Source organism: Micromonospora sp. L31 (genome assembly GCF_052068075.1).
In the GTDB taxonomy this organism is placed as follows: domain Bacteria; phylum Actinomycetota; class Actinomycetes; order Mycobacteriales; family Micromonosporaceae; genus Micromonospora; species Micromonospora purpureochromogenes.
This window is the reverse complement of record NZ_JBQHDC010000003.1, coordinates 1-26,637: the sequence shown is the minus strand read 5'-3', so window position 1 is coordinate 26,637 and position 26,637 is coordinate 1. Positions and strand designations below refer to the sequence as shown.

Sequence of the window (26,637 nt, the reverse complement as noted above, 5' to 3'; positions counted from 1 at the left end):
GCCGGACCGGGTCAGCCGGTGGCGTGCTCGGCGCCCCGGGCGATGTTGCGGGCCATCCCGCCGAAGACGATGGCGTGGAAGGGGGCGACCGAGCCCCAGTAGGCGTGCCCGGCCAGGCCGCGGGGGAGGAAGACGGCGCGCTGCACGTACCGGCTGCGGCCGTCGGCGGTGGGCTCGACGCGCATCTCCAGCCAGGCCCGGCCGGGCAGCCGCATCTCGGCGCGCAGCCGCAGCAGCTCGCCCGGCACGATCTCCTCGACCCGCCAGAAGTCCAGCGCCTCGCCGACCTGGAGCCGGTGCGGGTCCCGCCGGCCGCGGCGCAGCCCGACCCCGCCGATCAGCCGGTCCAGCCAGCCCCGCACCGACCAGGCCAGCGGGAACGAGTACCAGCCGTGCTCGCCGCCGACCCCCTCGATCACCCGCCACAGCGCGCTGGTCGGGGCGGCCACGTCGCATGTCCGGACGTCGGTGTAGACCGTGCCGCCGGACCACTTCGGGTCGCTGGGCAGCGGCTCGGCCGGCGCGTCCGGGCCGCTCGCGGTGGACCAGCGGGTCTCCACCTCGGCGTCGCGCACCTTGGCCAGCGCCAGCGCCACGGCCTCGTCGAAGCCGGTCAGCCCGCCCGGCGGGTCGGGGATGAACCGGGCGATGTCGTGCTCGTGCGCCACCGCCTCGTGGACCAGGCTCTCCACCAGCGGCCGGGCGATCTTGTTGGGCACCGGGGTGACCAGCCCGACCCAGTACGAGGAGAGCGACGGCGTCAGCGGCCGCACCCGCAGGATCACCCGCCGGCGCAGCCCGGCCACCCGGGCGTACCGCTGCATCATCTCCTCGAAGGTGAGCACGTCCGGGCCGGCGATGTCGAAGGCCCGGTCCACCTCGGGCGGCAGGGCCGCGCCGGCGACCAGGTAGCGCAGCACGTCGCGGACCGCGATCGGCTGGATCCGGTTGCGCACCCAGCGCGGGGTGACCATCCCCGGCAGCCGCTCGGTGAGATAGCGCAGCATCTCGAACGAGGCCGAGCCGGACCCGATGATCACGGCGGCCCGCAGCACCACCGTCGGCACGCCGCTGGCCAGCAGGATCCGCGCCACCTCCGCCCGGGAGCGCAGGTGCGGCGAGGGGACCGCGCCGTCCTGCTTCGGCTCCGGGCCGCCGAGGTAGACGATCCGGCGTACGCCGGACCGGGCGGCCGCCGCGGCGAAGTGGGTCGCCGCCTCCCGGTCGGCCGCCTCGAAGCCGGCCTGCCCGAGCGAGTGCACCAGGTAGTACGCGACGTCGACGCCCTCGAACGCGGCGGGCAGCGTCTCCGGCCGGCGCAGGTCGCCCTCGACCACCTCGGCCCGCGCCGCCCAGGGCACGTCGCGCAGCCGCCCGGCCTTGCGGGCCAGGCAGCGCACCTCGTACCCCTCGGCGAGCAGCCGGGGGGCGAGCCGTCCGCCGATGTAACCCGTGGCGCCGGTGACCAGGCATCTCACGGTTTCCAGTGTGCGGCCCCATAGACTCCTTCGCTGTGGAGAACGCGAGCAACACCTTCTGGGGGCCGGACTTCCAGCAGCTCAGTACCGTCGACCCGGAGATCGCCGGGGTGGTGCTGGGCGAACTGGAACGGCTGCGCGGCGGCCTGCAACTGATCGCCAGCGAGAACCTCACCTCCCCGGCGGTGCTCGCGGCGCTCGGCTCGACGCTGACCAACAAGTACGCCGAGGGCTACCCCGGCCGGCGCTACTACGGCGGCTGCGGCGAGGTCGACCGGGCCGAGGAGATCGGCATCGCCCGGGCGAAGGAGCTCTTCGACGCCGAGCACGCCAACCTCCAGCCGCACTCCGGGGCCAGCGCCAACCTCGCCGCGTACGCCGCCCTGGTGCAGCCCGGCGACACGGTGCTGGCGATGGACCTGCCGCACGGCGGGCACCTCACCCACGGCAGCCGGGTGAACTTCTCCGGCAAGTGGTTCCATCCGGTCGGCTACACGGTCCGGCCGGACACCGAGCTGATCGACTACGACGAGGTCCGTGACCTCGCCCTGGCGCACCGGCCCAAAATGATCATCTGTGGCGCGACCGCCTATCCCCGGCTGATCGACTTCGCCCGGTTCCGGGAGATCGCCGACGAGGTCGGCGCGTACCTGATGGTGGACGCCGCGCACTTCATCGGGCTGGTCGCCGGCCGGGCCATCCCGTCGCCGGTGCCGTACGCCGACGTCGTCTGCTTCACCACCCACAAGGTGCTGCGCGGCCCGCGCGGCGGCATGATCCTCTGCCGGGAGTCACTGGCCGCCCGGATCGACAAGGCGGTCTTCCCGTTCACCCAGGGCGGCCCGCTGATGCACGCCGTCGCGGCCAAGGCGGTCGCGCTGCGCGAGGCCGCGCAGCCCGAGTTCCGGGCGTACGCCGGGCAGGTGGTGGAGAACGCCCGGGCGCTCGCGGCCGGGCTGGCCGCCGAGGGGATGCGCCCGGTCTCCGGCGGTACCGACACCCACCTCGCCCTGATCGACCTGCGCGAGACCGGGGTGACCGGCGCGGAGGCCGAGGCCCGCTGCGACGCCGGGACCATCACCCTGAACAAGAACGCGATCCCGTACGACCCGCAGAAGCCGATGGTGGCCTCGGGCATCCGGGTCGGCACGCCGAGCGTCACCACCCAGGGCATGGGAGTCCCGGAGATGCGTCAGGTCGCCTCGCTGATCGCCCGCGCGGTACGCACCGACCCGGCCTCGCCCGGGGGCGCGGACATGCTCGCCGGGATCGCCGGCGAGGTCGCCGAGCTGGTCGCCGCCTTCCCGGCGTACCCCCGTGGCTGAGCCCGGGGTGCGCGCGCCGGAGGCGGCCGCGGACCGGCGCTGGCGGTTGCGCCACCTGCCGGTGCTGCTGATCGCCTCGGTCCTGCTGGGTGCGGTGGCCGCCCTGGTGGGCGGGGTGGTCGGCGGTGGCGACGCGGCGCTGGGCGCGGCGGCCGGGGTGGCGGTGACGGCGGCGAGCTACACGCTGACCACCGTGGTGCTGGCCTGGGCCGACGCGGTCAACCCGCAGCTGGTGCTCCCGTTCGGGCTCGGCCTGTACGCCGCCAAGTTCACCCTGCTGGGTGTCGTGATGGTGGCCGTGGCGTCGACGGGCTGGGACGGGCTGCTCCCGCTCTGCCTCGGCATCGCGGCGGGCGTGGCGGTCTGGACCGGGGTGCACATCTGGTGGCTGACCCGGGTGCACCGACGCGGGGTCGCCGGCTGACCGGTCTGGCGCACACCGAGCGTGGTGGATCTGTAGCGCCGTCCCACCTGGCGGGCGACGCGCGCGTCTGTCCACCTTCGGTCATTTTCTGGCCGGCCGAAGGGGAGTAGCGTGCCTCCAGACGACGCGCCCGCCAAAGGCCCACACAACGACGGTTGTGCGGGGGGTGAGGCACAGCCTCGTCTTCCCGGCTGATATCGTTCGCCCCGTCATGGCTGATGACCAAACCCCCCGATCCAGCGGCGGCTCAGGCGACGTTCCGTCCGGTGCCGGCCAGGGTTGGACCGCGCTCGGATACCTCATCACGGGCATGGTCTTCTGGGGTTTCATCGGCTGGCTGGTCGACCAGTGGCTCGACACCGGGGGCATCGCCACCGGGATCGGCGTCGTGCTCGGCATGGCCGGGGGAATCATCCTGGTCGTCCGCCGACTCGGCACGCCTACTTAGGAAGGGACGCGGTGTTCGGACAGGCGAACGTCCTGGCAGCGGGCCAGGCGGCATTCCCACCCAGTGTGGAGGACTTCTACCTGCCCAGCATCCTGCCCTGGGGTGCGCACGACTCGTACTGGTTCACCAAGATCACGGCGATGGTCTGGATCGCGGTCGGCGTCCTGATCATCTTCTTCCTGGCCAGCTACCGGAAGCCGCAGCTGGTCCCGACGAAGAAGCAGTGGTTCGCCGAGTCGATCTACGGCTTCGTGCGGAACAACATCGCGGTCGACATGATCGGGCACGCGGGGGTGCGGTTCGCGCCGTACTTCACCACGCTGTTCTGCTTCATCCTGCTGACCAACTTCTTCGCGATCCTGCCGGGCTTCCAGATCTCGCCGAACTCGCACATCGCCTTCCCGGCGATCCTCGCGGTGATCAGCTACGTGCTCTTCATCTACGCCGGCATCAAGCACCACGGCTTCGGCAAGTTCGTCAAGAACTCGCTGATCCCGCCGGCGCCCTGGTACATCCTGCCGCTGCTGATCCCGATCGAGTTCTTCTCGACCTTCCTCGTCCGGCCGTTCTCGCTGGCCGTCCGTCTCTTCGCGAACATGTTCGCCGGCCACATGCTCCTGCTGGTCTTCACGCTCGGCGGCTTCGCGATGCTCAGCGCCAACACCTGGCTGGCTCCGGTCTCGGTGCTGTCCTGGGTGATGACCATCGCGCTGACCTTCCTCGAGTTCCTGGTGATCGTCCTGCAGGCGTACGTCTTCACGGTGCTGACCGCCAGCTACGTGCAGGGCGCGCTCGCGGAAGAGCACTGATCCACTTCGCACCAACCGTTGTCGTCCCGCGTGACCGTCACGCGTGATAACCAGGAGGAACCCACTAATGGACGTCTACGCCGCGGTAGAGGGCAGCACCGCCGCCATCGGCTACGGTCTCGCGGCCATCGGCCCGGGCATCGGTGTCGGCCTGGTCTTCGCCGCCTACATCCAGTCGACCGCCCGCCAGCCGGAGTCGTCGCGGATGACCCTGCCGTACGTCTGGATCGGCTTCGCCGTCATCGAGGCGCTCGCGCTGCTGGGTATCGCCTTCGGCTTCATCTGGGCTGGCGCCTGATCCACCCCTGTTGACCGGGAGGTAACCATGTACCACCTGCTCGCCGCCGAAGGTGGTGAAACGGCGCACAACCCGATCGTTCCGCTGTGGCAGGAGCTCGTGGTCGGGACGGTCGCCTTTGCCGTGCTCTGCTTCGTGCTGATGAAGTTCGTCTTCCCCCGCATGGAGCAGACGTTCCAGGCGCGGGTCGACGCGATCGAGGGTGGCATCAAGCGCGCCGAGGCCGCTCAGGCCGAGGCCAACCAGCTCCTCGAGCAGTACCGCGCGCAGCTCGCCGAGGCGCGCACCGACGCCGCCAAGATCCGGGACGACGCCCGGGCCGACGCCGAGGGCATCCGCCAGGACATCCTCGCCAAGGCGCGGGAGGAGTCCGACCGGATCATCGCGGCGGGCAAGGAGCAGCTCGTCGCCGAGCGGGCCACCATCGTGCGCGAGCTGCGCACGGAGGTCGGCACGATCGCGGTCGACCTGGCCAGCAAGATCGTCGGTGAGTCGCTCGCCGACGAGGCTCGTCGCAAGGGCACCGTCGACCGGTTCCTGAGCGGTCTCGAGAGCGCGGGGGCCCGCTGATGCAGGCCGCCAGCCGGGAGTCGTACAAGGTCGCGGCGGAGCACCTCGACGCGTACGCGCGCAGTGCCGACCCGGTCGCGGTGGCCCACACCGCGAACGACCTGCTCGCCGTCGCCGGCCTGCTCCGGCGGGAGACTCGGCTGCGGCGGGCGCTCTCGGACTCCGCCCGGTCCGCCGCGGACCGTGCCGGTCTGCTCGGCGAGATGCTGCGGGGCAAGATCAGCGATGGCGCGCTCGACCTGCTCGCCGCGCTGGTCTCCGGCCGTTGGTCGGCGCCGTCGGAACTGCTGGACGGCGCCGAGCGGCTCGGCGTGGAGGCCGTGCTGGCCAGCGTCGACGCCGCGGGTGATCTGGGCGAGGTCGAGGACGAGCTGTTCCGTTTCGGGCAGGTCGTCGCCGGCCAGCCCGGGCTCTCCGCGGTGCTGTCGAACCCGGTGGCCCCGGTGGACCAGCGGGCTGTCCTGGTCGGCGAGCTGCTGGCCGGCAAGGCCAAGCTGGCCACCGTCCGCCTCATCGAGGTGGCGCTGGCCGGCTTCGGGGGGCGTTCCTTCACCGGATCGCTCACCCGGCTGGTCGAGCTGGCCGCCGAACGGCGGGACCGCCAGGTGGCGTACGTCACGGTGGCAGCCCCGTTGACTGACGAGGAGGAGCGACGCCTGGGTGCCCGCCTCTCCGCGATGTACGGTCGAGAGGTTTCCGTCAAGCAGACGGTCGACCCGGAGGTGCTCGGTGGGGTGAGCGTGCAGGTCGGCTCCGACCTGTACGACGGCACCGTCCTGCGCCGCCTCAACGAGACCCGCAACGCGCTCGCGAAGCGCTGACCAGCGTCTCCGCAGCCCTGATCGACGCCATTCGGACCGGTCGGTACTAGGTATCCCGGGACCCTGATACTTAAGGAAGCAGAGGATGGCCGAGCTGACCATCTCGACGGAGGAGATCCGCGGCGCCCTGGAGCGCTACGTCTCCTCCTACACGGCCGACGTCTCCCGCGAGGAGGTCGGCACCGTCGCCGACACCGGTGACGGCATCGCCCACGTCGAGGGCCTGCCCTCGACCATGACCAACGAGCTCCTGGAGTTCGAGGACGGCACGCTCGGCGTGGCGTTGAACCTCGACGTCCGGGAGATCGGTGTCGTCGTCCTCGGTGACTCCGCCAAGCTGGAGGAGGGGCAGCGCGTCAAGCGCACCGAACGGGTGCTCTCCGTCCCGGTCGGCGACGCCTTCCTCGGCCGCGTGGTCAACGCGCTCGGCCAGCCGATCGACGGGCTCGGCGACATCGCCAACGAGGGCTACCGCGAGCTGGAGCTCCAGGCCCCGAACGTGATGTCCCGGCAGTCCGTCGACGAGCCGCTGCAGACCGGCATCAAGGCGATCGACGCCATGACCCCGGTCGGTCGGGGCCAGCGGCAGCTGATCATCGGTGACCGGAAGACCGGCAAGACCACGGTCGCCCTGGACACCATCCTCAACCAGCGGGACAACTGGCGCTCCGGCGACCCGAAGAAGCAGGTCCGCTGCATCTACGTCGCCATCGGCCAGAAGGCCTCCACGATCGCCTCGATCAAGGGCATCCTGGAGGAGGCGGGCGCGATGGAGTACACCACCATCGTGGCGTCCCCGGCCTCCGACCCGGCCGGCTTCAAGTACCTGGCCCCCTACACCGGCTCGTCCATCGGGCAGCACTGGATGTACGGCGGCAAGCACGTCCTGATCGTCTTCGACGACCTGAGCAAGCAGGCCGAGGCGTACCGGGCCGTGTCGCTGCTGCTGCGTCGCCCGCCGGGCCGCGAGGCGTACCCGGGTGATGTCTTCTACCTGCACTCCCGCCTGCTGGAGCGCTGCGCCAAGCTCTCCGACGAGCTGGGTGGCGGCTCGATGACCGGCCTGCCGATCATCGAGACGAAGGCCAACGACATCTCGGCCTTCATCCCGACCAACGTCATCTCGATCACCGACGGCCAGATCTTCCTCGAGACCGACCTGTTCAACCAGGGCGTCCGTCCGGCGATCAACGTCGGCACCTCGGTCTCCCGGGTCGGCGGCGCGGCGCAGGTCAAGCCGATGAAGAAGGTGGCCGGTTCGCTCCGGCTCAACCTGGCCCAGTTCCGCGAGCTGGAGGCGTTCGCCGCCTTCGCCTCCGACCTGGACAAGGCCTCCCGCGCCCAGCTGGAGCGCGGCGCCCGCCTGGTCGAGCTGCTCAAGCAGCCGAACTACTCGCCGTACCCCGTGCAGGAGCAGGTCGTCTCGGTCTGGGCCGGCACCGAGGGCAAGCTGGACGACATCCCGGTCGGCGAGGTGCGTCGCTTCGAGTCCGAGTTCCTCCAGTACCTCCGGCACAAGCACGAGGGTGTGCTGGCGGCGATCGCGGACAACAAGTGGGGCGACGACATCATCGGCTCGCTGGAGTCGGCCATCACCGAGTTCAAGCAGGTCTTCCTGGGCAAGGAGGACGAGCGTCGGATCAACGAGGCCCCGGCCGCGCCGCTCGAGGGCGAGGAGAACCGCGAGACGGTGACCCGCTTCCGGGACGGCTCGACCGACCGCCCGGCCGAGAGCTGATCCATGGCTGCCCAGGTTCGCGTTCTTCGCCAGCGGATCCGCTCGGCGAAGGGGATGAAAAAGATCACCAAGGCGATGGAGCTCGTGGCGACGAGCCGGATCGCCAAGTCCCAGGCCCGGGTGGAGGCTTCCCTGCCGTACGCCCGGGCCATCACGGGCGTGCTCACGGCGCTGGCGTCCAACGCGCGGATCGACCACCCGCTGCTCACCCCGCGTGAGCGGGTGCGGCGGGCGGGCGTCGTGCTGGTCACCAGCGACCGCGGCCTGGCCGGCGGTTACAGCTCCAACGCGATCAGGACGGCGGAGTCGCTGATCGCCCGGCTCAAGGCCGACGGCAAGGAGCCGGTGCTCTACGTCATCGGGCGCAAGGGCGTCACGTTCTACCGGTTCCGCAACCGGCCGATCGAGGCGAACTGGACCGGGTTCTCCGAGCAGCCGACGTTCGCCGACGCCCGCACCGTGGGCGAGACGCTGATCAAGGCGTTCTCGGCCGGTGCGGACGACCTCGACGGCGGCGCCGGGGCGGACGGGGTACTCGGCATCGACGAGTTGCACATCGTCTACACCGAGTTCCACTCGCTGATGACCCAGAACCCGGTCGCGAAGATCATCGGCCCGATGCAGGTCGAGGACCGTCCGCGGTCCGAGGGCCTGCTGCCGGCGTACGAGTTCGAGCCGGAGGCCGAGGCGCTGCTCGACGCGCTGCTGCCGAAGTACATCAACACGCGGATCTACGCGGCGTTGATCGAGTCGGCGGCGAGTGAGTCGGCGGCGCGGCGGCGGGCGATGAAGAGCGCCACCGACAACGCCGAAGAGATGATCGAGAAGTACACGCGCGAGATGAACTCGGCCCGCCAGGCCGGGATCACCCAGGAGATCAGCGAGATCGTCGGCGGCGCGAACGCGCTGGCCGCGTCGGGAAGTGAAGTGTGATGACTGCACCAGTGGAGACCAAGACGGCCACGGGTCGCGTGGTCCGGGTCATCGGCCCGGTCGTCGACGCCGAGTTCCCGCGCGACGCCATGCCGGCCCTGTTCAACGCCCTGCGGGTGGAGGTGAAGCTCGCCGGCGGCGGGAAGACGCTGACCCTGGAGGTCGCCCAGCACCTGGGTGACAACATGGTCCGCGCGATCTCGATGCAGCCGACCGACGGCCTGGTCCGCGGCACGGAGGTGAGCGACACCGGCTCGCCGATCAGCGTTCCGGTGGGTGACACCGTCAAGGGCCACGTCTTCAACGCCATCGGCGAGTGCCTCAACCTGACCGAGGGCGAGACCCTCCAGCCCGACGACCACTGGGGCATCCACCGCAAGGCCCCGGCCTTCGCGGACCTGGAGCCGAAGACCGAGATGCTGGAGACCGGCATCAAGGTCATCGACCTGCTCGCCCCGTACGTCAAGGGCGGCAAGATCGGCCTGTTCGGCGGTGCCGGCGTGGGCAAGACGGTGCTCATCCAGGAGATGATCACCCGAGTCGCGAACAACTTCGGTGGTACGTCGGTCTTCGCCGGCGTGGGTGAGCGGACCCGTGAGGGCAACGACCTCATCGCCGAGATGACCGAGTCCGGCGTCATCGACAAGACGGCGCTGGTCTTCGGTCAGATGGACGAGCCGCCGGGCACCCGGCTGCGGGTCGCCCTGTCCGCGCTGACCATGGCGGAGTACTTCCGCGACGTGAAGAAGCAGGAGGTGCTGCTCTTCATCGACAACATCTTCCGCTTCACCCAGGCCGGTTCCGAGGTCTCCACGCTGCTCGGCCGCATGCCGAGCGCCGTGGGTTACCAGCCGACCCTGGCCGACGAGATGGGCGAGCTCCAGGAGCGGATCACCTCCGTCCGGGGCCAGGCCATCACCTCGATGCAGGCGATCTACGTGCCGGCGGACGACTACACCGACCCCGCCCCGGCCACCACGTTCGCCCACCTCGACGCGACCACCAACCTGGAGCGGTCGATCTCCGACAAGGGCATCTACCCGGCCGTGGACCCGCTGGCGTCCTCGTCCCGGATCCTCGCCCCGGAGTTCGTCGGCGCCGAGCACTTCGCGGTGGCCACCGAGGTGAAGCGGATCCTGCAGCGCTACAAGGACCTGCAGGACATCATCGCCATCCTCGGTATCGAGGAGCTCTCCGAGGAAGACAAGATCACCGTGGCCCGGGCCCGGCGGATCGAGCGCTTCCTGTCGCAGAACACCTACGCCGCCGAGCAGTTCACCGGCGTGCCGGGCTCGACGGTCCCGATCAGCGAGACCATCGAGGCGTTCAAGAAGATCAGCGAGGGCGAGTACGACCACTTCCCCGAGCAGGCCTTCTTCATGTGCGGCGGTCTCGAGGACCTGGAGCGCAAGGCGAAGGAACTGATGTCGGAGGGCTGAGAACTCCGCCACAACTGACGAAGGCCACCCCGGTTCGCCGGGGTGGCCTTCGCCCGTTGCGGGGCTGGTCGGACCGAATGTCCGATTGTCGGGAGAGCGATTCCCACGACGGCGGGGTACCGTTTCGAGCGCGACGCCCGCCAATCGGCGTCGATCCGGTGCAACTTTTCGGCTGCGTCCGCCCGTCCCTTGAGTTGTGGGCGTGACGACGAATGGAGAAGCTCGTGGGTAAGGCCGGCAAGGGCGGCGGCAAGCCGTCCATGTGGTCGGGCGTGCCGCGGTGGGCCAGGACGTGCACCATTTTCGGCGCCGTGCTCATGCTGCTCAGCGGCGTGGTGCTGGTCGGCTACGAGGCGCTGCTGGCCCGGTACGAGGGCGCCGTCGGCAAGGCCGACCTCTTCGGCGACCAGGCGGCCGGGGCGCAGGAGCGCAAGAGCGACGTCAAGGGCCCGCTCAACATCCTGCTGGTCGGCACCGACCCCCGCAAGCCGGAGGACCGGCCGCTGGCCGACTCGATCATGGTGCTGCACGTGCCGGAGTCGATGGACCGGGCGTACCTGTTCTCCCTGCCCCGCGACCTGTACGTCGACATCCCGCAGTTCGACAAGGCCGGCTACTCCGGCGGCGCCGGGAAGCTCAACGGCGCGATGTCGCACGGCAGCGTCGTGCAGGGGCAGAACCCGAGCGCCCCGCAGGGCTTCGAGCTGCTCGCCAAGACCGTGCAGAACGTGACCGGCATCGAGCGGTTCGACGCCGGCGCGATCATCAACTTCACCGGCTTCCAGAAGATCGTCGACGCGATGGGCGGCGTCGACATGTACATCGAGCGGGACGTGCGGTCCGAGCACCGCGAGCCCGACGGTACGCACCGCAAGGGCAACCCGAACGGCCCCGGTTACATCGGGCCGCAGGCGGAGTACAAGAAGGGCAACCAGCACCTGAGCGGCTGGCAGGCGCTGGACTACGTGCGGCAGCGCTACCCCAAGAACGGCGTCCCGGACGGCGACTACGGCCGCCAGCGCCACCAGCAGCAGTTCATCAAGGCGATGGTCAAGCAGGCGTTCAGCGCCGACGTGGTGACCAACCCGATCAAGCTGGACCGGGTGATCCGGGCCGCGGGCCAGTCGCTGACCTTCAACGGCCGGGGCAACAGCGTGGTCGACTTCGCCGTCGCCCTCAAGGGTGTGCGCCCGGAGAACGTCGAGCTGATCAAGCTGCCGGGGGAGGGGCTCGGCACCGGCAGCGCGTACCGGGGCGAGCGGCTGCTGCCGGCCGCGGACGACTTCTTCACCGCGCTGAAGAACGAGCAGCTCGACGCGTTCCTGCTCGAACACCCGGAGTTCCGCAACCGGAACAAGTGACCTTCGCGCCACCGCCGGGCCGGCCTTTCGCCGGCCCGGCTCCGCGTGTCACGACACCGGGTGGCGTAGGTCTCGCCACCCGCGTTGGGGCGATCCCGGCCGCGGGACTAGACTTTCGACATTCCGCCGCCGCAGCAAGGAGACAGCGTGGCACAGCAGCTTCACGTCGAGCTCGTAGCCGTCGAGGAGAAGGTCTGGTCGGGCGAGGCCGAGATGGTCGTCGCCCGGACTACCGAGGGTGAGCTGGGTGTGCTGCCCGGGCACGCGCCCCTGCTCGGCCAGCTGGCGGAGCCCAGCCAGGTCCGCATCAAGCAGGTCGGCGGCCAGCAGGTCGCGTACGACGTCGCCGGCGGCTTCCTGTCGGTGACCGGTGAGGGCGTCACCGTCCTCGCCGAGAGCGCCTCCCCGGCCACCCCCGCGCGCTGAGCCGACCCGCCGATGGAGATCGTGGAAGGGATCGGAATCGGCTTTGCGGTGGTCGTCGCCGCGATCCTGATCCTCTTCATCCGGCGGGCCCTGGTCACCCGTAGCGGAGGCATCATCCGGCTCGGCGTCCGAGTCACCACGGTGCTCGACGGCCGGGGCTGGTCGCCCGGCTTCGGGCGCTTCGTCGGCGACGAGCTCCGGTGGTATCGGATGTTCAGCTTCGCCCTGCGACCCAAGCGGGTGCTCTCCCGCAAGGAGCTGGTGGTGGAGCGACGGCGCCTGCCGGAGGGGCAGGAGCGTCTCTCGATGCCCGCCGACTGGGTGATCCTCCGGTGTACCAGTCACCACGCTCCGGTCGAGATCGCCATGGCGCGTTCCACCGTCACCGGATTCCTCAGCTGGTTGGAGGCCGCCCCGCCCGGGGCGGCCTCGCCGCGTGTGGCCTCCCAGGACTGGCCCGCGGCCTGACCCGCGCGCACTCCGGGATTTCCGGGGAGCCCACTCGCTCCGGGCGGTCAGGCTTGATCCCTCCGCGAGTGGGCTCCCCGGAAATCCCTCATGTTGACGCGCCGTGCCAGACGCTTCTTACCTTGCACCGTTACCGGGTTCGTCGGAGGCGACCAGCTCGACTTCGTACCCCTGGATGTCGGTGAGGTAGGCGGCGTAGGTGTTCGGGCCGCCGGCGTGCGGATGGCGGTCCGGGAAGAGCAGCGTCCAGCCGTGCGCGGGCGCGGCCGCGACCAGCCGGTCCACCGCGGCGGGCGGACCGGCGTGGAACGCGAGGTGGTTGAGCCCGGGGGCGAGCCGGTCGTGCGCCCGCCCCGACAGCGCGGGGGACTCCTCCAGCACCAGGTACGTCGGGCCGAGCCGCCAGGACCGGCCGGCGGGCCAGTCCTGGTACGGCGTCCAGCCCAGCTCGCCCAGCAACCAGCCCCAGCTCGCCCGGGCGGCGTCGAGGTCGGGCACCCAGACCTCGACGTGGTGCAGCGCGCCGAGGCTCAGCGCTTACCGCCCGGCACCCATAGCACATCTCCGTCCGGATTTGCCGTTCTTGACAGGATGAACAGCAGGTCGGAGAGGCGGTTGAGATACTTTGCCGGAAGGGAGCTGGTGCGATCCGGGTCGTGCGCGACCAGTGCCCAGGCGGCCCGTTCGGCGCGCCGGGCGACCGTCCGTGCCACGTGCAGCAGCGCCGCGCCAGCGGTGCCGCCGGGGAGGATGAAGGAGTCGAGCTTGCTCAGGCGTGCGTTGTACTCGTCGCACCAGCCCTCGAGGCGCTCCACGTACTCCTCGGTTACCCGCAGCGGCGGGTACGCCGGATCCGGCTCGACCGGAGTGGCCAGATCGGCGCCGACGTCGAACATGTCGTTCTGGATCGACCCCAGCACCGCCCGGAGCTCCTCGTCGAGCTGCCCCAGGGCGAGCGCCACGCCGATCGCGGCGTTGCACTCGTCGACGTCCGCGTACGCGGCGATCCGCGGGTCGGTCTTCGGCACCTGCTCGTTGTTGCTCAGCCTGGTCATGCCGGCGTCGCCGGCCTTGGTGTAGATGCGCGTGAGGTGGACGGCCATGACGCACAGCCTACGGATACCGGACCTGACGATCCCGGCACGGCCGGACCCCGCCCTCGGCTGGCCGAGCGGAACGGGGGCCGGTGACGCCGGCGACCAGGCGGTCAACGACGTCGACGTCATCCGGGTCGGCGGCGACGCCCGGCTGGCCGGCACGGTGCACGTGGTCGGCGCCAAGAACTCCGCGCTCAAGCTGATGGCGGCCGCGCTGCTCGCCCCGGGGCGCAGTGTGATCACCAACGTCCCCCGGATCACCGACATCGCGATCATGGGCGAGGTGCTGCGCCGGCTCGGCTGCGGCGTGCGGTTCGAGGCGGACGATCCGGTCGACCCGATGGTCGCCCGGGGTGGGGCCGCCCGGTCCCGCTCGGTCGTCATCGACGTCCCGGAGCGGCCCGGCGTGGAGGCCGACTACGACCTCGTCCGCCGGCTGCGCGCGTCGATCTGTGTGCTGGGCCCGCTGCTGGCCCGTCGCGGGCACGTCCGGGTGGCCCACCCGGGCGGGGACGCGATCGGCTCCCGGGGGCTGGACATGCACATCTCCGGGCTGACCCGGATGGGCGCGGACATCTCCGGTGAGCACGGCTTCGTCATCGCGTCGGCTCCCGACGGCCTGCACGGCGCGGAGATCGTGCTGGACTTCCCCAGCGTGGGGGCGACCGAGAACCTGGTGATGGCGGCGGTGCTGGCCCGCGGCGTGACGGTGATCGACAACGCGGCCCGGGAGCCGGAGATCGTCGACATCTGCACGATGGCCAACCAGATGGGCGCGCGGATCTCCGGCGCGGGCACCTCCACCCTGCGGATCGTCGGGGTGCCCGAGCTGCACCCGGTGCGGCACGCCACGGTGGGGGACCGGATCGTCGCCGGCACCTGGGCGTTCGGCGCCGCGATGACCCGGGGGGACGTCACCGTCACCGGCGTGGACCCGGCCTACCTGGAGGTCGCGCTGGACAAACTGGTCTCGGCCGGCGCACTGGTGGAGACCCGCGGCGACGCCTTCCGGGTACGCGCCGACGACCGGCCCGCCGCGGTCGACGTGGTCACCCTGCCGTACCCGGGCTTCGCCACCGACCTGCTGCCGATGGCGATCGGCCTCGCCGCGGTGAGTGACGGCGCCTCCCTGATCACCGAGAACATCTTCGACGGCCGGTTCATGTTCGCCAACGAGATGATGCGGCTGGGGGCGGACATCAAGACCGACGGCCACCACGCGGTGGTACGCGGTCGCGACCGCCTCTCCGGCGCCCCGGTACGCGCCACCGACATCCGGGCCGGCGCGGGTCTGATCATCGCGGGGCTCTGCGCCGAGGGGGTCACCGAGGTCTCCCACGTGTACCACGTGGACCGGGGCTATCCGGACTTCGTGGCCGACCTGCGGGCGCTCGGTGTGCGGGTGGAGCGGGGGACCGCGCCGGAGGCCCCGGACCTCACCATCTGATCGGCCCCGCCGCCGCAGCCGGGGCCTTAGCCGTCGTTCAGGCTCGCCGACTGGACTGTCCTGTCATGCCCTCACGGCCCTCGCTGCGCTCGGTGCGTTCGGTCATGACTAGGGTGCTGACAGACAACTCATTCGCAGCGAGGGAGAAGCAGATGGCGGGTCGACTCGCGGTCGTCGGTGCCGGGCTGATGGGTTCGGGCATCGCCCAGGTGGCGGCGCAGGCGGGCTGGCAGGTGACGCTGCGCGACCTGGACGACGCGGCCACCAAGCGGGGCGTCGACGGCATCCGGAAGTCGCTGGAGAAGTTCGCCGAGAAGGGCCGGATCGACGCGTCCGAGGTCGAGGCGACGCTGGGCCGGATCACCCCCACCACCGACCTGGAGGCGGTCGCCGACGCGGACATCGTGGTCGAGGCGGTCTTCGAGCGGTTGGAGATCAAGCACGAGGTGTTCCGCGCGCTGGACAAGATCTGCAAGGCCGACGCGGTGCTGGCCACCAACACCTCGGCCATCCCGGTCACCCAGATCGCGTCGGTGACCGAGCGGCCGGAGGCGGTCGTCGGCACCCACTTCTTCTCGCCGGTGCCGATGATGAAGCTCTGCGAGCTGGTCCGGGGCTACAAGACCAGCGACGAGACGCTGGCGACGGTGAAGGCGTTCGCCGAGGGGATCGGCAAGACGGTCGTCGTGGTCAACCGGGACATCGCCGGTTTCGTCACCACCCGGCTGATCGCGGCGCTGGTCGTCGAGGCGGTCAAGCTGGTCGAGTCCGGCGTGGTGTCGGCCGAGGACCTGGACACCGCCTGCAAGCTCGGTTTCGGCCACGCCATGGGTCCGCTGGCCACCACCGACCTGACCGGCGTGGACGTGCTGCTGCACGCCTCGAAGAACATCTACACCGACACCGCCGACGAGAAGTTCTTCCCGCCGGAGCTGCTCCAGCGCATGGTCACCGCCGGCGACCTGGGCCGCAAGACCGGCAAGGGCTTCTACACGTACTGAGCCGACCTCGACGCCGGGCGCCGGCGGCGCTCAAACCGCCCAGGGCGGGTGGCCGCCGGCGCCTTCGTCCTGCACCAGGCCGTCGCCGCCGGATCGCACCTCGGTACGGCCGGTGAGGTCGCCGGGAGCCTGCTCACGCCGGCGGCGTCGGTATCGCCGTGACGGGTTCGGGTGCGGTCCGTCGCAACCCCGAGGTGAGCGCGACGGTGGCCGCCAGCGACGCTCCGGCCAGCAGCGCGACGGCCCAGTACGCCGGGACCAGGTCCGCGACCGTGCCGGCGAGCGCGGCGCACACCGCCTGACCGGCCAGCATGCCGTTGTGGTGCAGGCCGAGCACCTGGCCACGGGCCTCGGGTGGCGAGTGGGCGATCAGCCGCTCCTGCAACGGCAGCCCGGCGGCGAAGCCGACCGAGGCGATCAGTGCGACGACCATGGCCAGTGGTAGCGGCGGCGACAGCAGGAAGACCAGATAGGGGACTGCGAGCAGCAACCGCAGCGCGGGAACCCACCGCTCCCGGCGGGCCACGGTCAGGAACCGCCCCACCACCACGTCCCCGATCAGCATGCCGAGGGCGGCAGCGGCGAACAGGAAGCCGGCGCGGTCACCGGCGTACGGGACGAAGAGCGCCTCGCACCCGACGATCAGACCGTTGGGTACCCACAGGTTCAGGAATAGCGAGCGGCGGCCCGGGTCTGCCCAGAGTTCCTTGTTCACCCGCACGGTGCGCGCGATCGTCGTCCGCTCGGTGACCCGAACCGGGCGTTCGGACAGCCCGAACCAGCCCACCGCGGCGGCCACCGCCCGGAGCACCGCGGCGAGCAGGAACACCTGGTACGGGGTCAGCAGGACGAGCAGGGCGCCGGCCAGCCCGAACCCAGCGATCTGCATCACCCCGACGCTCGTGTTCATGGTGGCCCGGGCCAGTACGTAGGCGTTGGCCGGCAGGATGTCGGTGAGCAGCGCCCACCTGGCCCCACCGGTGATCGAGCCGACGTACGCGCTGAAGAAGATGATCGTGAAGCGGGCCCACAGCGGCAGCCCGGGCACGGCCTGCACCACCGCTCCGACGGTGACCAGCACCGCAGCGAGGGTCAGCGCCCGGCGGGGCGGCAGGCTGTCCGCGGCCGACAGCAACGTCAGGCTGCCGAGCACGCCGGCCAGCGGTGCGCCGAACATGCTGAGCGCGGTGAGTAGTGCCGAGCCGGTCGACGCATAGGTCAACGCGCCCAGCGCCAGCGCTGACGTGGTGTGCGCTGCGATCCCGGCGCAGTTGGCGAGGAACAGGTTGCGGAACTCACGGGCCGCGAACAGGTCTGCGTACGTTCTCACGGGCACGATCGTGTGGGCCGCCGAGTGGATCTCCTAGAGTTACGTCTGGAGGCGAAACGTGGGCGTCTGGCAGGTGCCATCGGATCTGCTCGCGCGCAGCCGCTTCGCGGTCTCGCCGATGGTCGACACGGTCGCCGCGCTGCACGCGCTGTATCACCCGCGTACGCCCTGGCAGCGTGCCTGGCGAGAGCGCCACATGGAGGCGTTCCGGCGGATGCTGGCCGCCCGGCCCGTGGCCCGGGCGCTGCTGCCCGCGTCGTTCAACCCCCGGTGGACCGCGGACTTCCTCACCATCGCACCCGCCTCGCCGGAACCGACGTTCCCGGCGGAGCTGGCGGCCGTTGAGCAGTTGTCCGACGAGCAGATCCGAGCCGACCTGCTGGCCACCCGCCCGGCGCCGCTCGCCGCCGAGTTGCTGGCGGACGGTCTCACCGGGCAGGTGGTGGAACTCCTCGACTGGGTCTGGACGCACACCGTCGAGCCGGAGTGGCCGGAGCGGGAACGCCGGCTCCGCGCGGACATCGTGGCCCGCACCGCCGCGTTGAGCACGGGCGGCTGGGCCGGGGTGTTCGCCGACCTCAACCGCAACATGCGCTGGCTGGGCGACGGTCGTCTCCAGATCAACGACTACCCGGAGCCGCCGCTGTCGCTGGACGAGGCCGAGCAACTGGTCTTCGTGCCGGCACACTGCCGTCGCGGCTGGGTGGTGTGGGACGTGCCCACCCGGTTCGGGATGGTCTATCCGGCACGCGGAATCCTGGTGGATCCCACCTCACCGGCACCCGACGGTCTCGCCCGGTTGATCGGCGCGAACCGGGCCAACATCCTGGCCAGGCTTGATGCGCCGCTGAGCACCTCGCAGCTGATGGCGGTGACCGGGCTGTCCCTCGGGACGGTGAGTGACCACCTGCGGGTGCTGCTCGACGCGGGCGCCGTCAGCAAACGGCGGTCCGGGCGCGAGGTGCTCTACTGGCGTACGCCGCTCGGTGCCGCGCTCGTCGCCGGCGGGTGAGCGGGCCGGCCGACCGGCGGTGCCGGAACCCTCCGGCGGATCAGCCGTCGCGCTTGGTGGTCCAGCGGAAGGTGGTCAGGCAGAGCACCAGCCCGATCACGCACCAGGCGGCGAGCACCAGGGCGACCCGGCCCAGCTCGAACGAGCCGGTCGGCTCCTGGGCGCCGAAGCTCTCCGGCAGGAAGACCGAGCGCAGCCCCTGGCACATCCACTTCAGCGGGAAAAGCGCGGCCACCTGCTGCATCCAGGACGGCAGCTCGGTGAAAACGAAGAACACCCCGGAGATGAACTGGAGCACCAGCGCGACCGGGGTGACCACCGCCGAGCCGCTGCGCGCGGTGCGGGCCAGCGACGAGATGGCGATGCCGCAGAGGGTGCAGGCGGTCACGCCCAGCACCGACACCCAACCGAAGGTGAACCACTTCGCGGCGGTGCCGGGCAGGTCGAGGTCGAACAGCGCCACCGAGACGGCCAGCAGCAGCACGGTCTCCGCGACGCCGATGGCGACCACCATCAGCACCTTCCCGGCGAACCACACCCACTTCGGCATCGGCGTGCCCCGGTAGCGCTTGAGCACTCCCCGGTCGCGCTCGATCGGGATCCAGATGCCGAGGTTCTGGAAGCTCACCGTCATCAGGCCGGTGGCGATCATGCCGGTGATGAAGTACTGGGTGTAGCTGACTCCGGGCGCGATCTCGTCGCTGAAGATCGCCGCGAAGATCAGGATCATGATGACCGGGAAGCCCATCGTGAAGACGACGGACTCACGGCTGCGCAGGAACTGGGTGATCTCCAGCCGGCCCTGCCGCCCGGCGAGGGCCAGCGGCCCCCGCCGCCGGACCGGCCCGGCAGCGGCCGGCGCGGCCGGCTTCATGGTGGCGGTCATGCGTGTCCGATCATGGTGAGGTAGATGTCCTCCAGGGTCGGCCGGGCCACCGTGAGGCCGGGCACCTCGCCGCCGTAGCGCGCGGCCAGCTCCGCCACCAGCGCCGTCGGCGTCGCGCTCTCGACGCTCTCCAGAGTCCCCTCCGGCGTGCGCCAGGAGACCGTCGCCAGGGCCTCCTGCCGATTGCCCAGCCGGTTCGGCGCGGCGACCTCGACCAGCCGGCCGTCCGCGATGACCCCGACCCGGTCGGCCAGCGACTCGGCCTCGTCCAGGTAGTGCGTGGTGAGCAGGATGGTGGTGCCGGCCGCCGCCAGGTCCCGGATCAGCTCCCAGAACTCCCGCCGGGCCTCCGGGTCGAAGCCGGTGGTCGGCTCGTCGAGGAAGAGCAGCTCGGGGCGGCCGATGATGCCCAGCGCCACGTCGAGCCGGCGCTTCTGCCCGCCGGAGAGGGTGTGCGTGCGGGCCTTCGCCTTGCCGGCCAGGCCGACCCGCTCGACGACCTTGTCCGGGTCGTCGGCGTCCGGGTAGAAGCCGGAGAAGTGCCGGACCACCTCGGCGACGGTCAGCTCGTCAAACTCGCCGGTGCCCTGGAGCACGATGCCGACCCGGGACCGCCAGTGCGGGTCAGGGTGGGCCGGGTCGCTGCCCAGCACCGAGACCTCGCCGGCGTCGCGCTGCCGGTAGCCCTCGAGGATCTCCACCGTGGTGGTCTTGCCCGCGCCGTTCGGGCCGAGCAGGGCGAACACCTCGCCGCGCCGGACGTCGAGGTCGACCCCCGCCACCGCGACGGTGTCGCCGTACGCCTTGCGCAGTCCCCGTACGGAGATCGCGAGCTCGTCATCCATGACGTCCAGTGTGCGACCTGGGACGCCGTCCCGGCCGGCCGGGGTGTGGTGGTGTCGGCCATGTCGCGTCGGCCGTGCCCGGTGGTCCGCTCCATGGACCTGTGTGGTTTTCCACAGCCCGTTTTACTGAACGGTAACTTAAACTCCGGCCATGGACGAGAAGGCACTCTCCGGCCGGCTGCCCGAGCGCGACCGCCCCTGGGTGATGCGCACGTACGCCGGGCACTCCTCCGCCGCGGCCACCAACGCGCTCTTCCGGCGCAACCTGGCCAAGGGCCAGACCGGTCTGTCGGTCGCCTTCGACCTGCCGACCCAGACCGGGTACGACCCGGACCACGAGCTGGCCGCCGGTGAGGTGGGCCGGGTCGGGGTGCCGGTGGCCCACCTGGGCGACATGCGGGCGCTCTTCGACGGCATCCCGCTCGCCGAGATGAACACCTCGATGACCATCAACGCGCCGGCGATGTGGCTGCTCGCCCTCTACGGCACGGTCGGCGCGGAGCAGGGCGCCGAGCTGTCGCGCTGCGCGGGGACGACGCAGAACGACATCATCAAGGAGTACCTGTCCCGGGGGACGTACATCTTCCCGCCGGCGGCGTCGCTGCGGCTGACCGCCGACATCATCGCGTACACGCTGCGCGAGATGCCGCGCTGGAACCCGACGAACATCTGCTCGTACCACCTGCAGGAGGCCGGCGCGACGCCGGTGCAGGAGGTCGGCTTCGCCCTGGCCACCGCCGTCGCCGTGCTCGACGCGGTCCGCGACTCCGGCCAGGTGCCCGCCGAGCGGATGGGCGACGTGGTGCAGCGGATCTCGTTCTTCGTCAACGCCGGCGTGCGCTTCGTCGAGGAGATCGCCAAGATGCGCGCCTTCGGCGCGCTCTGGGACGAGATCACCCGTGAGCGCTACGGCGTGGAGAACCCGAAGCAGCGCCGCTTCCGCTACGGGGTGCAGGTCAACTCGCTGGGCCTGACCGAGGCGCAGCCGGAGAACAACATCCAGCGCATCGTGCTGGAGATGCTCGGCGTCACCTTCTCCCGGGACGCCCGGGCCCGCGCGGTGCAGCTGCCCGCCTGGAACGAGGCGCTCGGCCTGCCCCGGCCGTGGGACCAGCAGTGGTCGCTGCGGATGCAGCAGGTGCTCGCGTACGAGTCGGACCTGCTGGAGTACCCCGACCTCTTCGAGGGCTCGCACGTGATGACCGCGCTGGTCGACGAGATCGTCACCGGTGCCCGCGTCGAGCTGGAAAAGGTGCTGGAGATGGGCGGCGTGGTGACCGCCGTGGAGAGCGGCTACCTCAAGAGCGCGCTGGTCGCCTCGCTGGCCGACCGGCGCCGCCGGATCGAGTCCGGCGCCGACGTGGTGGTGGGCGTCAACCGGTTCACCGAGACCGAGCCGTCCCCGCTGACCGCCGCCGGCGCGGAGTCCGTCGAGCAGGTCGACCCGGCGGTCGAGGCGGCCGCCACCGCTTCCGTACGCGAATGGCGGGCCGGCCGGGACGACGCGGCGGTCGACGCGGCACTGGCCCGGCTGCGGGCGGACGCCGCGACCACGGCGAACCTGATGCCGGCGACGCTGGAGTGCGTGCGGGCCGGGGTGACCACCGGCGAGTGGGCCGGCGCGCTGCGCCAGGTCTTCGGCGAGTACCGCGCGCCGACCGGGCTGACCGGCGCGGCCGGGGTCGGCGGGGACGCCACCCTCGTCGCGGTCCGCGAACGGGTCGCCGCCACCGCGCAGGAGCTGGGCAGCGGCCGGCTGCGGCTGCTGGTCGGCAAGCCGGGCCTGGACGGGCACTCCAACGGCGCAGAGCAGATCGCGGTACGCGCCCGGGACGCCGGCTTCGAGGTGGTCTACCAGGGCATACGGCTGACCGCCGGGCAGATCGTCGCCGCCGCCGTCGAGGAGGACGTGGACCTGGTCGGGCTCTCGGTGCTCTCCGGCTCGCACCTCGCGGCCGTGCCGGCGGTGCTGGACGGGCTGCGCGCGGCCGGCCGCGCTGACCTGCCCGTCGTCGTCGGTGGCATCATCCCCGCCGGGGACGCCGAGGCGCTGCGCGCCGCCGGGGTCGCCCGGGTCTTCACCCCGAAGGACTTCGCCCTGACCGGGATCATCGACGAACTGGTCGGCGTGATCCGCCAGGCGAACGGCCTCACCGCCTGACCGCACCCACCGCCCGCGCGACCGCCCGGTCGCGCGGGCTCACACGGTCTGCGGCTGGTACGTCACGCAGTCGGCCATGTCCTGGTCCGGGGCGACGGTGATCGCCGGGGCGTGGCACTCCAGCTCCGAGTTGTGCCGGCAGTCCGACCGGCTGCACGCGCCCACCTGCGCGATGATCTGCTCGATCCCGCCCCGCACCGGCATCTCGACGAAGGTGTGGCAGTGGGCGTGGTCGCTGCTGCCGACGGTGATGGCGAAGGCGTGGCAGTCGTTGGTGCGGTTGTAGGCGCAGGACGCGACGGTGCACTCCTGCACCCGGGGCATCTCGATCGATGTGGTCATGACGACCTTCCTCTCGACTCCTGTGCCGATGGTAGGCATTTGCCCGACTTCGGCGCGGAGTTCGGCGGGACCGTCACCCGCACAGGCGCCAGGCTCCGTCCTCCTTGACCAGCGTCAACACCTGGGTGCTCGCGCCGCCGGTCTCCGTCGTCAGCCGCACGGTGGCGGTGCCCCGGACCCGGCCGTTGGTGTTGTTGACGGTCAGCCCGGCGACGTCGTAGTCGACCAGGCGCGGCTCGGCCTCCCACCGCCGGCCGAACTCGGCCAGCGACGTCCGCTCCCGCTCCTCCCGGCAGAGCAGGCCGTACGCCCGCTGGTGGTCGCCGCTCCGGATGGCGTCCAGGTAGCTCGTGGTGGCCTCCCGGACCGGCCCGACCGCCTCCTTCGCCGCGCCGTAGACGAAGAAGCCGCCGACCGCGCCGCCGAGGCAGCAGAGCGCCAGCACCGCGCCCACCACGATCAGGACGATCCGCAGGGTACGGCGATTGTCGCGCGGGGGCACCGGGATCGGCTGGTACGTCATGGCCGCAGGCTAGGCGGGTCGCGCAAACCCGCTGCCCGCGCTCCGGCTCACCGGCCGAGCACCTCGGAGAGCGGGGCCGGTTCCAGACCTCGCTCGGCCAGCCCGGCCAGGATGCGGGGCAGCGCCTCGTCGGTCATCGCCGCGTTCGCCTCGGTGACGTGCAGGATGATCACCGAACCGGGCCGGACCTGGCTCAGCACCGCCCGGACGATCGGCTGCCAGGCGGTGGCGAACGGATCGCCGCTGACCACGTCACCGTCCACCACGGTCAGTCCGAGCGGGGCCAACTCGGCCAGCGCCGCCCGGTCGTGGCAGAGGCCGGGGAAGCGGAAGTAGCGGGTCTGCCGGCCGCCGTACCGGCCGATCACCTCGAAGGTCCGCGCCACGTCCCGGGTCATCTCCCGCCGGGGCAGCGGCGTCAGGTGGTAGCAGCGCGGGGTGAACGCGGCGTGCCCGTAGGTGTGGTTGGCCAGCTCGAAGCGCGGGTTGGCGGCCAGCCGGCGGGTCAGCTCCGGGTAGTCCTCGACCCACTTGCCGGTGAGGAAGAAGGTGGCCGGCACCCGCTCCCGTTCCAGCAGCTCGACGATCGCCAGGTTCGCGTACGACGGCGGGTGCGGTCCGCGCAGCTGCCGGCGCATGGTGTCGGTCATGTCGGCGTCGAAGGTGAGCGCGACCTTGCGCCCGGTACGCGGACCATGGTCGACCACCGGCGGCAGGGTGCCCAGTGGCGTCGCACCGGGCAGCCCGGAGTCCTCCCCGGGCTGCCCACCGTTGCCGGGCTGCCCGCTCTGCCCGGGGGCCGGCGGTACGGCGGTCCCGCCCGCCGTGGCCGGTCCGTTGCCGGCCGGCATCTTCAGCACGGCCCGTACCGGGGCCCGGTGGGGCGCGGGACCGACGAGGAGCGCGGCGATGGCGGCCAGGGCGAGGGTGGCGGCGGTGAGCAGGACGCGGGAGTTCTTCGCGAGCACCGGGTGATCATGGCAGTGGGGGCGGTGTCGTGGTGGCCCCCGAACGGCCCCTTCCGCCTGGCGGCCGGTCCGTCGGGGGATCTGCCGCCCGCACCCGCGCCTCGGCCCGGCCACCGGCCGCGCGATGTGCGGCGTGCCCGAGGTGGTCGCACGGCGGGGCTAACCGGGTGTGGTGTCGGCGGGGAAACGCTCGTGCCCCAGCACGGCGAGCAGCCGCAGCTTCTCGTCACCCTCGCTGCGCGGTGGCGCGGTGAGCACGAGCAGCGCCTGGGACCGGTCCTCGGTGAACAGGACCTGGCAGTCCAGCTCGATCGCGCCGAGTTCGGGGTGGATGAGCGTCTTGTGGTCGGCGAAGCGCTGCGCGACCTCGTGCCGTTCCCACAGCTCGGCGAACTCCGGGCTCGCCTTCTGCAGCGCCCGCACCAGCTCACCGGCGCGCGACCGCGGGCCCATCGACCCGTACGCGGCGCGCAGGTTGGCCACCTGGGCGCGGCTCTGCCGGGGGCGGTCGTCCTCCGGGTAGCGCAGCCGCTCGGCGGGGTCGGTGAACCACCGGTAGATCTCGCTGCGGGCGAGGCCCGTGTGGCCCGACCGGTCCCCGAACAGGGCTTCGGCCATCCGGTTCTGCACGAGGACCTCGCCGAGGTTGGACAGGATGAGCGCCGGGGTGTCGTCGAGCCGGTCCAGCACGCGCAGCAGCGCCGGGGCGACGTGCGTCGCCGTCGTCACCCGCGCCGGGGCGTTGTGCCCCGCCACCCGGAACAGGTAGTCGCGCTCACCGGTCGTCAGCCGCAGCGCCCGGGCCAGCGCGGCGAGCATCTGCGGGCTCGGCTGCGGGCCGCGCTGCTGCTCCAGCCGGGTGTAGTAGTCGGTCGACATGGCGGCCAGGGCGGCCACCTCCTCGCGCCGCAGGCCCGGCGCGCGCCGCCGCGCGCCGGCTGCCAGCCCGACGTCCCCGGGCTGCAGCGCCTCCCGGCGGCGGCGGAGGAAGTCGGCCAGGGCTGCACGGTCCATGATCCGAGTATCCGCCTGCCGCCGGGACGAACCAGGGATTGCCGATCCCCCGATGAGCGCTCTCTTCATCCACCCCGGCGGACCGGCGAAGGTGGGTGCATGAACATCTCCGGAAACACCGTCTTCATTCCCGGCTCCACCAGCGGGATCGGCCTCGCCCTCGCCCTCGAACTGCAGGCCAGGGGGAACACCGTCATCGTCGGCGGCCGCCGCACCGATCTGCTGAAGGAGATCGCCGCCGAGCACCGGGGCATCGACACGGTCACGATCGACACGGCGGACCCGGTGAGCATCGCGTCGGCCGCGCGGGAGGTGCTGGCGAGGCACCCGGACCTCAACGTCCTCGTCACCATGGCCGGCATCATGCGCGTCGAGGACTGGCACCAGCCCGAGACGTTCCTCGCCTCCGCCGAGGCCGTGGTGAACACCAACGTGCTCGGCCCGATCCGGCTCATCGCCGCGTTCATCGAGCACCTGCGGGCGCAGCCGGACGCCACGATCATGACAGTCTCGTCGGGCCTCGCGTTCGCGCCGCTCAAGGTCACCCCGAGCTACAACGCGTCGAAGGCCGCGATCCACATGCTCAGCGAGTCGATCCGGCTGCAGCTCGCTGACACGACCGTGAAGGTCGTGGAGCTCGAACCGCCGGCCGTGCGTACCTCGCTGCTGCCCGGGCAGGAGCACAGCGAGTTCGCGGTGCCGCTGGACGAGTTCGTGGCGGAGGTGGTCGGGCTGCTGGAGGCGCAGCCCGAGGCGAAGGAGATCCAGGTCGAGCGGGTCAAGTTCCTCCGGTACGGCGAGGCGCGCGGCGACTACGACCAGGTGGTCGAGACGCTGAACGCCGCCGACCCGCACGGAAAGTAGCGTCGGCGGGGCGTTCCTCTCCCGGTCCTGGCCTTCTCACCGCGACTTCGGTACCTGCCGGTTGAAGCGGGGCCCGAGGGCCGGGACCAGGGCTTCCTCGGTCCTGCGTTGCGCCGGTCGCGCCGGTTTCGGTCGCGCCCGCTCCTGTCGTGCCGATCCGGTCGCGCCAGTCGGGGGATGACACCACCACGAGCGTGATACCTCAGAGGCATCAATATGACGGTGAGGTATCACGCTCATTCGGTGACGGCCGTGCCGACGAGACACGCGCGTGGCGGTTTGGGGACCAGTCGGCGCGACTGTCCGGTTCCGGCACGGCTCGGCGTGCCTGGATGACCGGCCCCGAGTTGGCATCGGCGTGCCGGATGTCCGATTGCAGGGCGCGCTGGGAGGTGCCAGATGTCCGGTCTGGGCTAGCTGGTCCGGGCCGTCCCGTGACCGGGGGCATGCTGGCGGTGGAATGGTGGCCTGGCCGGTGTCGTTACATCACCTGGACGATCGCAGCAGCACCCCCGCCGGCCTGGCCCGACCACGTGGCCGGCCCCGGGATGCGGGCCGCCGGAATGATGGTGGGCCGCCGGTCGTTACACCTGGTCCCGGCGCCGTGAG

The 26,637-nt window shown here is 71.4% G+C and carries 28 protein-coding genes; 18 read left to right on the top strand and 10 right to left on the bottom strand.

The window, feature by feature from the left end; genetic code table 11:
- Positions 1-11: 11 nt before the first annotated feature.
- Entirely contained in the window at positions 12-1,478 is a 1,467-nt protein-coding gene (locus tag ACTMS9_RS09720; RefSeq protein ID WP_441164725.1) for an SDR family oxidoreductase, read from the bottom strand.
- Positions 1,479-1,513: 35 nt separating this feature from the next.
- Between ACTMS9_RS09720 and glyA the strand changes: the two genes are divergently transcribed.
- The 13 genes from glyA to ACTMS9_RS09655 all read left to right on the top strand — a co-directional run bounded on the left by glyA (position 1,514) and on the right by ACTMS9_RS09655 (position 12,538).
- A complete protein-coding gene (glyA, locus tag ACTMS9_RS09715; RefSeq protein ID WP_441164724.1) occupies positions 1,514-2,803 on the top strand; it encodes a serine hydroxymethyltransferase in 1,290 nt (429 codons plus the stop codon).
- Complete coding sequence (locus ACTMS9_RS09710; protein ID WP_179801600.1) at positions 2,796-3,227, top strand: hypothetical protein; 432 nt, start codon at positions 2,796-2,798, stop codon at positions 3,225-3,227. Before glyA ends, ACTMS9_RS09710 begins: the two co-directional genes overlap by 8 nt.
- A gap of 211 nt (positions 3,228-3,438) precedes the next feature.
- Positions 3,439-3,675, top strand: a complete 237-nt coding sequence (locus ACTMS9_RS09705) for an AtpZ/AtpI family protein (RefSeq protein ID WP_088964442.1) — start codon at positions 3,439-3,441, stop codon at positions 3,673-3,675.
- An 11-nt stretch (positions 3,676-3,686) separates the two neighbouring features.
- Entirely contained in the window at positions 3,687-4,484 is a 798-nt protein-coding gene (atpB, locus tag ACTMS9_RS09700) for a F0F1 ATP synthase subunit A (RefSeq protein WP_441142920.1), read from the top strand.
- 67 nt (positions 4,485-4,551) lie between these two features.
- Positions 4,552-4,782, top strand: coding sequence for an ATP synthase F0 subunit C (locus ACTMS9_RS09695; RefSeq protein WP_210776188.1), 231 nt, complete (start codon positions 4,552-4,554; stop codon positions 4,780-4,782).
- A gap of 27 nt (positions 4,783-4,809) precedes the next feature.
- On the top strand, positions 4,810-5,352 hold the full coding sequence (locus ACTMS9_RS09690) for a F0F1 ATP synthase subunit B (RefSeq protein WP_179801598.1): 543 nt from the start codon (positions 4,810-4,812) through the stop codon (positions 5,350-5,352).
- Complete coding sequence (locus tag ACTMS9_RS09685; RefSeq protein ID WP_441142917.1) at positions 5,352-6,173, top strand: F0F1 ATP synthase subunit delta; 822 nt, start codon at positions 5,352-5,354, stop codon at positions 6,171-6,173. Before ACTMS9_RS09690 ends, ACTMS9_RS09685 begins: the two co-directional genes overlap by 1 nt.
- 85 nt (positions 6,174-6,258) lie before the next feature.
- Positions 6,259-7,911, top strand: a complete 1,653-nt coding sequence (gene atpA / locus ACTMS9_RS09680) for a F0F1 ATP synthase subunit alpha (protein WP_441142915.1) — start codon at positions 6,259-6,261, stop codon at positions 7,909-7,911.
- Between the two features lie 3 nt (positions 7,912-7,914).
- Entirely contained in the window at positions 7,915-8,844 is a 930-nt protein-coding gene (locus tag ACTMS9_RS09675) for a F0F1 ATP synthase subunit gamma (protein ID WP_441142913.1), read from the top strand.
- Entirely contained in the window at positions 8,844-10,283 is a 1,440-nt protein-coding gene (gene atpD, locus ACTMS9_RS09670) for a F0F1 ATP synthase subunit beta (protein ID WP_357611360.1), read from the top strand. The genes ACTMS9_RS09675 and atpD overlap by 1 nt, the downstream gene beginning before the upstream one ends.
- 212 nt (positions 10,284-10,495) lie before the next feature.
- Complete coding sequence (locus ACTMS9_RS09665; RefSeq protein ID WP_441142911.1) at positions 10,496-11,644, top strand: LCP family protein; 1,149 nt, start codon at positions 10,496-10,498, stop codon at positions 11,642-11,644.
- 147 nt (positions 11,645-11,791) lie between these two features.
- Positions 11,792-12,070 (top strand): F0F1 ATP synthase subunit epsilon, encoded by a 279-nt coding sequence (locus ACTMS9_RS09660; RefSeq protein ID WP_441142909.1) that lies wholly within the window; start codon positions 11,792-11,794, stop codon positions 12,068-12,070.
- A gap of 12 nt (positions 12,071-12,082) precedes the next feature.
- Positions 12,083-12,538 (top strand): DUF2550 domain-containing protein, encoded by a 456-nt coding sequence (locus ACTMS9_RS09655; protein WP_154942282.1) that lies wholly within the window; start codon positions 12,083-12,085, stop codon positions 12,536-12,538.
- A 117-nt stretch (positions 12,539-12,655) separates the two neighbouring features.
- On the opposite strand, the gene ACTMS9_RS09650 is transcribed toward ACTMS9_RS09655, so the two are convergent.
- Both ACTMS9_RS09650 and ACTMS9_RS09645 read right to left on the bottom strand, forming a co-directional pair.
- A complete protein-coding gene (locus ACTMS9_RS09650) occupies positions 12,656-13,072 on the bottom strand; it encodes a VOC family protein (protein WP_441143984.1) in 417 nt (138 codons plus the stop codon).
- Positions 13,069-13,641: a cob(I)yrinic acid a,c-diamide adenosyltransferase gene (locus tag ACTMS9_RS09645; protein WP_350794261.1), complete on the bottom strand. Its 573-nt coding sequence runs from the start codon at positions 13,639-13,641 to the stop codon at positions 13,069-13,071. The genes ACTMS9_RS09650 and ACTMS9_RS09645 overlap by 4 nt, the downstream gene beginning before the upstream one ends.
- Here ACTMS9_RS09645 and murA point away from each other — a divergent pair.
- A complete protein-coding gene (gene murA / locus ACTMS9_RS09640) occupies positions 13,640-15,082 on the top strand; it encodes a UDP-N-acetylglucosamine 1-carboxyvinyltransferase (RefSeq protein ID WP_441142906.1) in 1,443 nt (480 codons plus the stop codon). The genes ACTMS9_RS09645 and murA overlap by 2 nt on opposite strands.
- A 152-nt stretch (positions 15,083-15,234) precedes the next feature.
- Positions 15,235-16,083, top strand: coding sequence for a 3-hydroxyacyl-CoA dehydrogenase family protein (locus tag ACTMS9_RS09635; protein WP_210776197.1), 849 nt, complete (start codon positions 15,235-15,237; stop codon positions 16,081-16,083).
- A gap of 133 nt (positions 16,084-16,216) precedes the next feature.
- Here the strand turns inward: ACTMS9_RS09635 and ACTMS9_RS09630 are convergent, their stop codons facing one another.
- Positions 16,217-17,413, bottom strand: coding sequence for an MFS transporter (locus ACTMS9_RS09630; protein WP_441142905.1), 1,197 nt, complete (start codon positions 17,411-17,413; stop codon positions 16,217-16,219).
- A 58-nt stretch (positions 17,414-17,471) separates the two neighbouring features.
- Between ACTMS9_RS09630 and ACTMS9_RS09625 the strand changes: the two genes are divergently transcribed.
- Positions 17,472-18,425 carry a helix-turn-helix domain-containing protein gene (locus ACTMS9_RS09625; RefSeq protein ID WP_441142904.1) on the top strand — a complete coding sequence of 318 codons (954 nt, stop codon included), beginning with the start codon at positions 17,472-17,474 and terminating at the stop codon, positions 18,423-18,425.
- A gap of 40 nt (positions 18,426-18,465) precedes the next feature.
- Here the strand turns inward: ACTMS9_RS09625 and ACTMS9_RS09620 are convergent, their stop codons facing one another.
- Positions 18,466-19,311 (bottom strand): ABC transporter permease, encoded by an 846-nt coding sequence (locus tag ACTMS9_RS09620; protein ID WP_441164723.1) that lies wholly within the window; start codon positions 19,309-19,311, stop codon positions 18,466-18,468.
- Complete coding sequence (locus tag ACTMS9_RS09615; RefSeq protein WP_441142901.1) at positions 19,308-20,156, bottom strand: ABC transporter ATP-binding protein; 849 nt, start codon at positions 20,154-20,156, stop codon at positions 19,308-19,310. The genes ACTMS9_RS09620 and ACTMS9_RS09615 overlap by 4 nt, the downstream gene beginning before the upstream one ends.
- Positions 20,157-20,307: 151 nt before the next feature.
- Between ACTMS9_RS09615 and ACTMS9_RS09610 the strand changes: the two genes are divergently transcribed.
- A complete protein-coding gene (locus ACTMS9_RS09610; protein WP_441142899.1) occupies positions 20,308-22,317 on the top strand; it encodes a protein meaA in 2,010 nt (669 codons plus the stop codon).
- A 39-nt stretch (positions 22,318-22,356) separates the two neighbouring features.
- On the opposite strand, the gene ACTMS9_RS09605 is transcribed toward ACTMS9_RS09610, so the two are convergent.
- The 4 genes from ACTMS9_RS09605 to ACTMS9_RS09590 all read right to left on the bottom strand — a co-directional run bounded on the left by ACTMS9_RS09605 (position 22,357) and on the right by ACTMS9_RS09590 (position 25,164).
- Positions 22,357-22,659: a DUF1540 domain-containing protein gene (locus ACTMS9_RS09605; protein ID WP_441164722.1), complete on the bottom strand. Its 303-nt coding sequence runs from the start codon at positions 22,657-22,659 to the stop codon at positions 22,357-22,359.
- Between the two features lie 73 nt (positions 22,660-22,732).
- Entirely contained in the window at positions 22,733-23,182 is a 450-nt protein-coding gene (locus ACTMS9_RS09600; protein WP_441164721.1) for an Rv0361 family membrane protein, read from the bottom strand.
- Between the two features lie 47 nt (positions 23,183-23,229).
- Positions 23,230-24,150, bottom strand: coding sequence for a polysaccharide deacetylase family protein (locus ACTMS9_RS09595; RefSeq protein ID WP_441142894.1), 921 nt, complete (start codon positions 24,148-24,150; stop codon positions 23,230-23,232).
- A gap of 159 nt (positions 24,151-24,309) precedes the next feature.
- Positions 24,310-25,164: a helix-turn-helix transcriptional regulator gene (locus tag ACTMS9_RS09590; protein ID WP_441142892.1), complete on the bottom strand. Its 855-nt coding sequence runs from the start codon at positions 25,162-25,164 to the stop codon at positions 24,310-24,312.
- A 99-nt stretch (positions 25,165-25,263) separates the two neighbouring features.
- On the opposite strand from ACTMS9_RS09590, the gene ACTMS9_RS09585 reads away from it, so the two are divergent.
- Positions 25,264-26,028, top strand: coding sequence for an SDR family oxidoreductase (locus ACTMS9_RS09585; RefSeq protein WP_441164720.1), 765 nt, complete (start codon positions 25,264-25,266; stop codon positions 26,026-26,028).
- The last annotated feature ends 609 nt before the right edge of the window (positions 26,029-26,637 follow it).

Bases quoted from the DNA above. Each gene is read 5' to 3' on its own strand.
- ACTMS9_RS09615 (WP_441142901.1), bottom strand. From the start codon at position 20,156: ATGGATGACGAGCTCGCGATCTCCGTACGGGGACTGCGCAAGGCGTAC.
- ACTMS9_RS09665 (WP_441142911.1), top strand. From the start codon at position 10,496: ATGGAGAAGCTCGTGGGTAAGGCCGGCAAGGGCGGCGGCAAGCCGTCC.
- ACTMS9_RS09645 (WP_350794261.1), bottom strand. From the start codon at position 13,641: ATGGCCGTCCACCTCACGCGCATCTACACCAAGGCCGGCGACGCCGGC.
- ACTMS9_RS09590 (WP_441142892.1), bottom strand. From the start codon at position 25,164: ATGGACCGTGCAGCCCTGGCCGACTTCCTCCGCCGCCGCCGGGAGGCG.
- murA (WP_441142906.1), top strand. From the start codon at position 13,640: ATGACGCACAGCCTACGGATACCGGACCTGACGATCCCGGCACGGCCG.
- ACTMS9_RS09675 (WP_441142913.1), top strand. From the start codon at position 7,915: ATGGCTGCCCAGGTTCGCGTTCTTCGCCAGCGGATCCGCTCGGCGAAG.
- atpA (WP_441142915.1), top strand. From the start codon at position 6,259: ATGGCCGAGCTGACCATCTCGACGGAGGAGATCCGCGGCGCCCTGGAG.
- ACTMS9_RS09620 (WP_441164723.1), bottom strand. From the start codon at position 19,311: ATGACCGCCACCATGAAGCCGGCCGCGCCGGCCGCTGCCGGGCCGGTC.
- ACTMS9_RS09685 (WP_441142917.1), top strand. From the start codon at position 5,352: ATGCAGGCCGCCAGCCGGGAGTCGTACAAGGTCGCGGCGGAGCACCTC.
- ACTMS9_RS09705 (WP_088964442.1), top strand. From the start codon at position 3,439: ATGGCTGATGACCAAACCCCCCGATCCAGCGGCGGCTCAGGCGACGTT.
- ACTMS9_RS09635 (WP_210776197.1), top strand. From the start codon at position 15,235: ATGGCGGGTCGACTCGCGGTCGTCGGTGCCGGGCTGATGGGTTCGGGC.
- ACTMS9_RS09690 (WP_179801598.1), top strand. From the start codon at position 4,810: ATGTACCACCTGCTCGCCGCCGAAGGTGGTGAAACGGCGCACAACCCG.
- ACTMS9_RS09610 (WP_441142899.1), top strand. From the start codon at position 20,308: ATGGACGAGAAGGCACTCTCCGGCCGGCTGCCCGAGCGCGACCGCCCC.
- ACTMS9_RS09695 (WP_210776188.1), top strand. From the start codon at position 4,552: ATGGACGTCTACGCCGCGGTAGAGGGCAGCACCGCCGCCATCGGCTAC.
- ACTMS9_RS09655 (WP_154942282.1), top strand. From the start codon at position 12,083: ATGGAGATCGTGGAAGGGATCGGAATCGGCTTTGCGGTGGTCGTCGCC.
- atpD (WP_357611360.1), top strand. From the start codon at position 8,844: ATGACTGCACCAGTGGAGACCAAGACGGCCACGGGTCGCGTGGTCCGG.
- ACTMS9_RS09600 (WP_441164721.1), bottom strand. From the start codon at position 23,182: ATGACGTACCAGCCGATCCCGGTGCCCCCGCGCGACAATCGCCGTACC.
- ACTMS9_RS09605 (WP_441164722.1), bottom strand. From the start codon at position 22,659: ATGACCACATCGATCGAGATGCCCCGGGTGCAGGAGTGCACCGTCGCG.
- ACTMS9_RS09585 (WP_441164720.1), top strand. From the start codon at position 25,264: ATGAACATCTCCGGAAACACCGTCTTCATTCCCGGCTCCACCAGCGGG.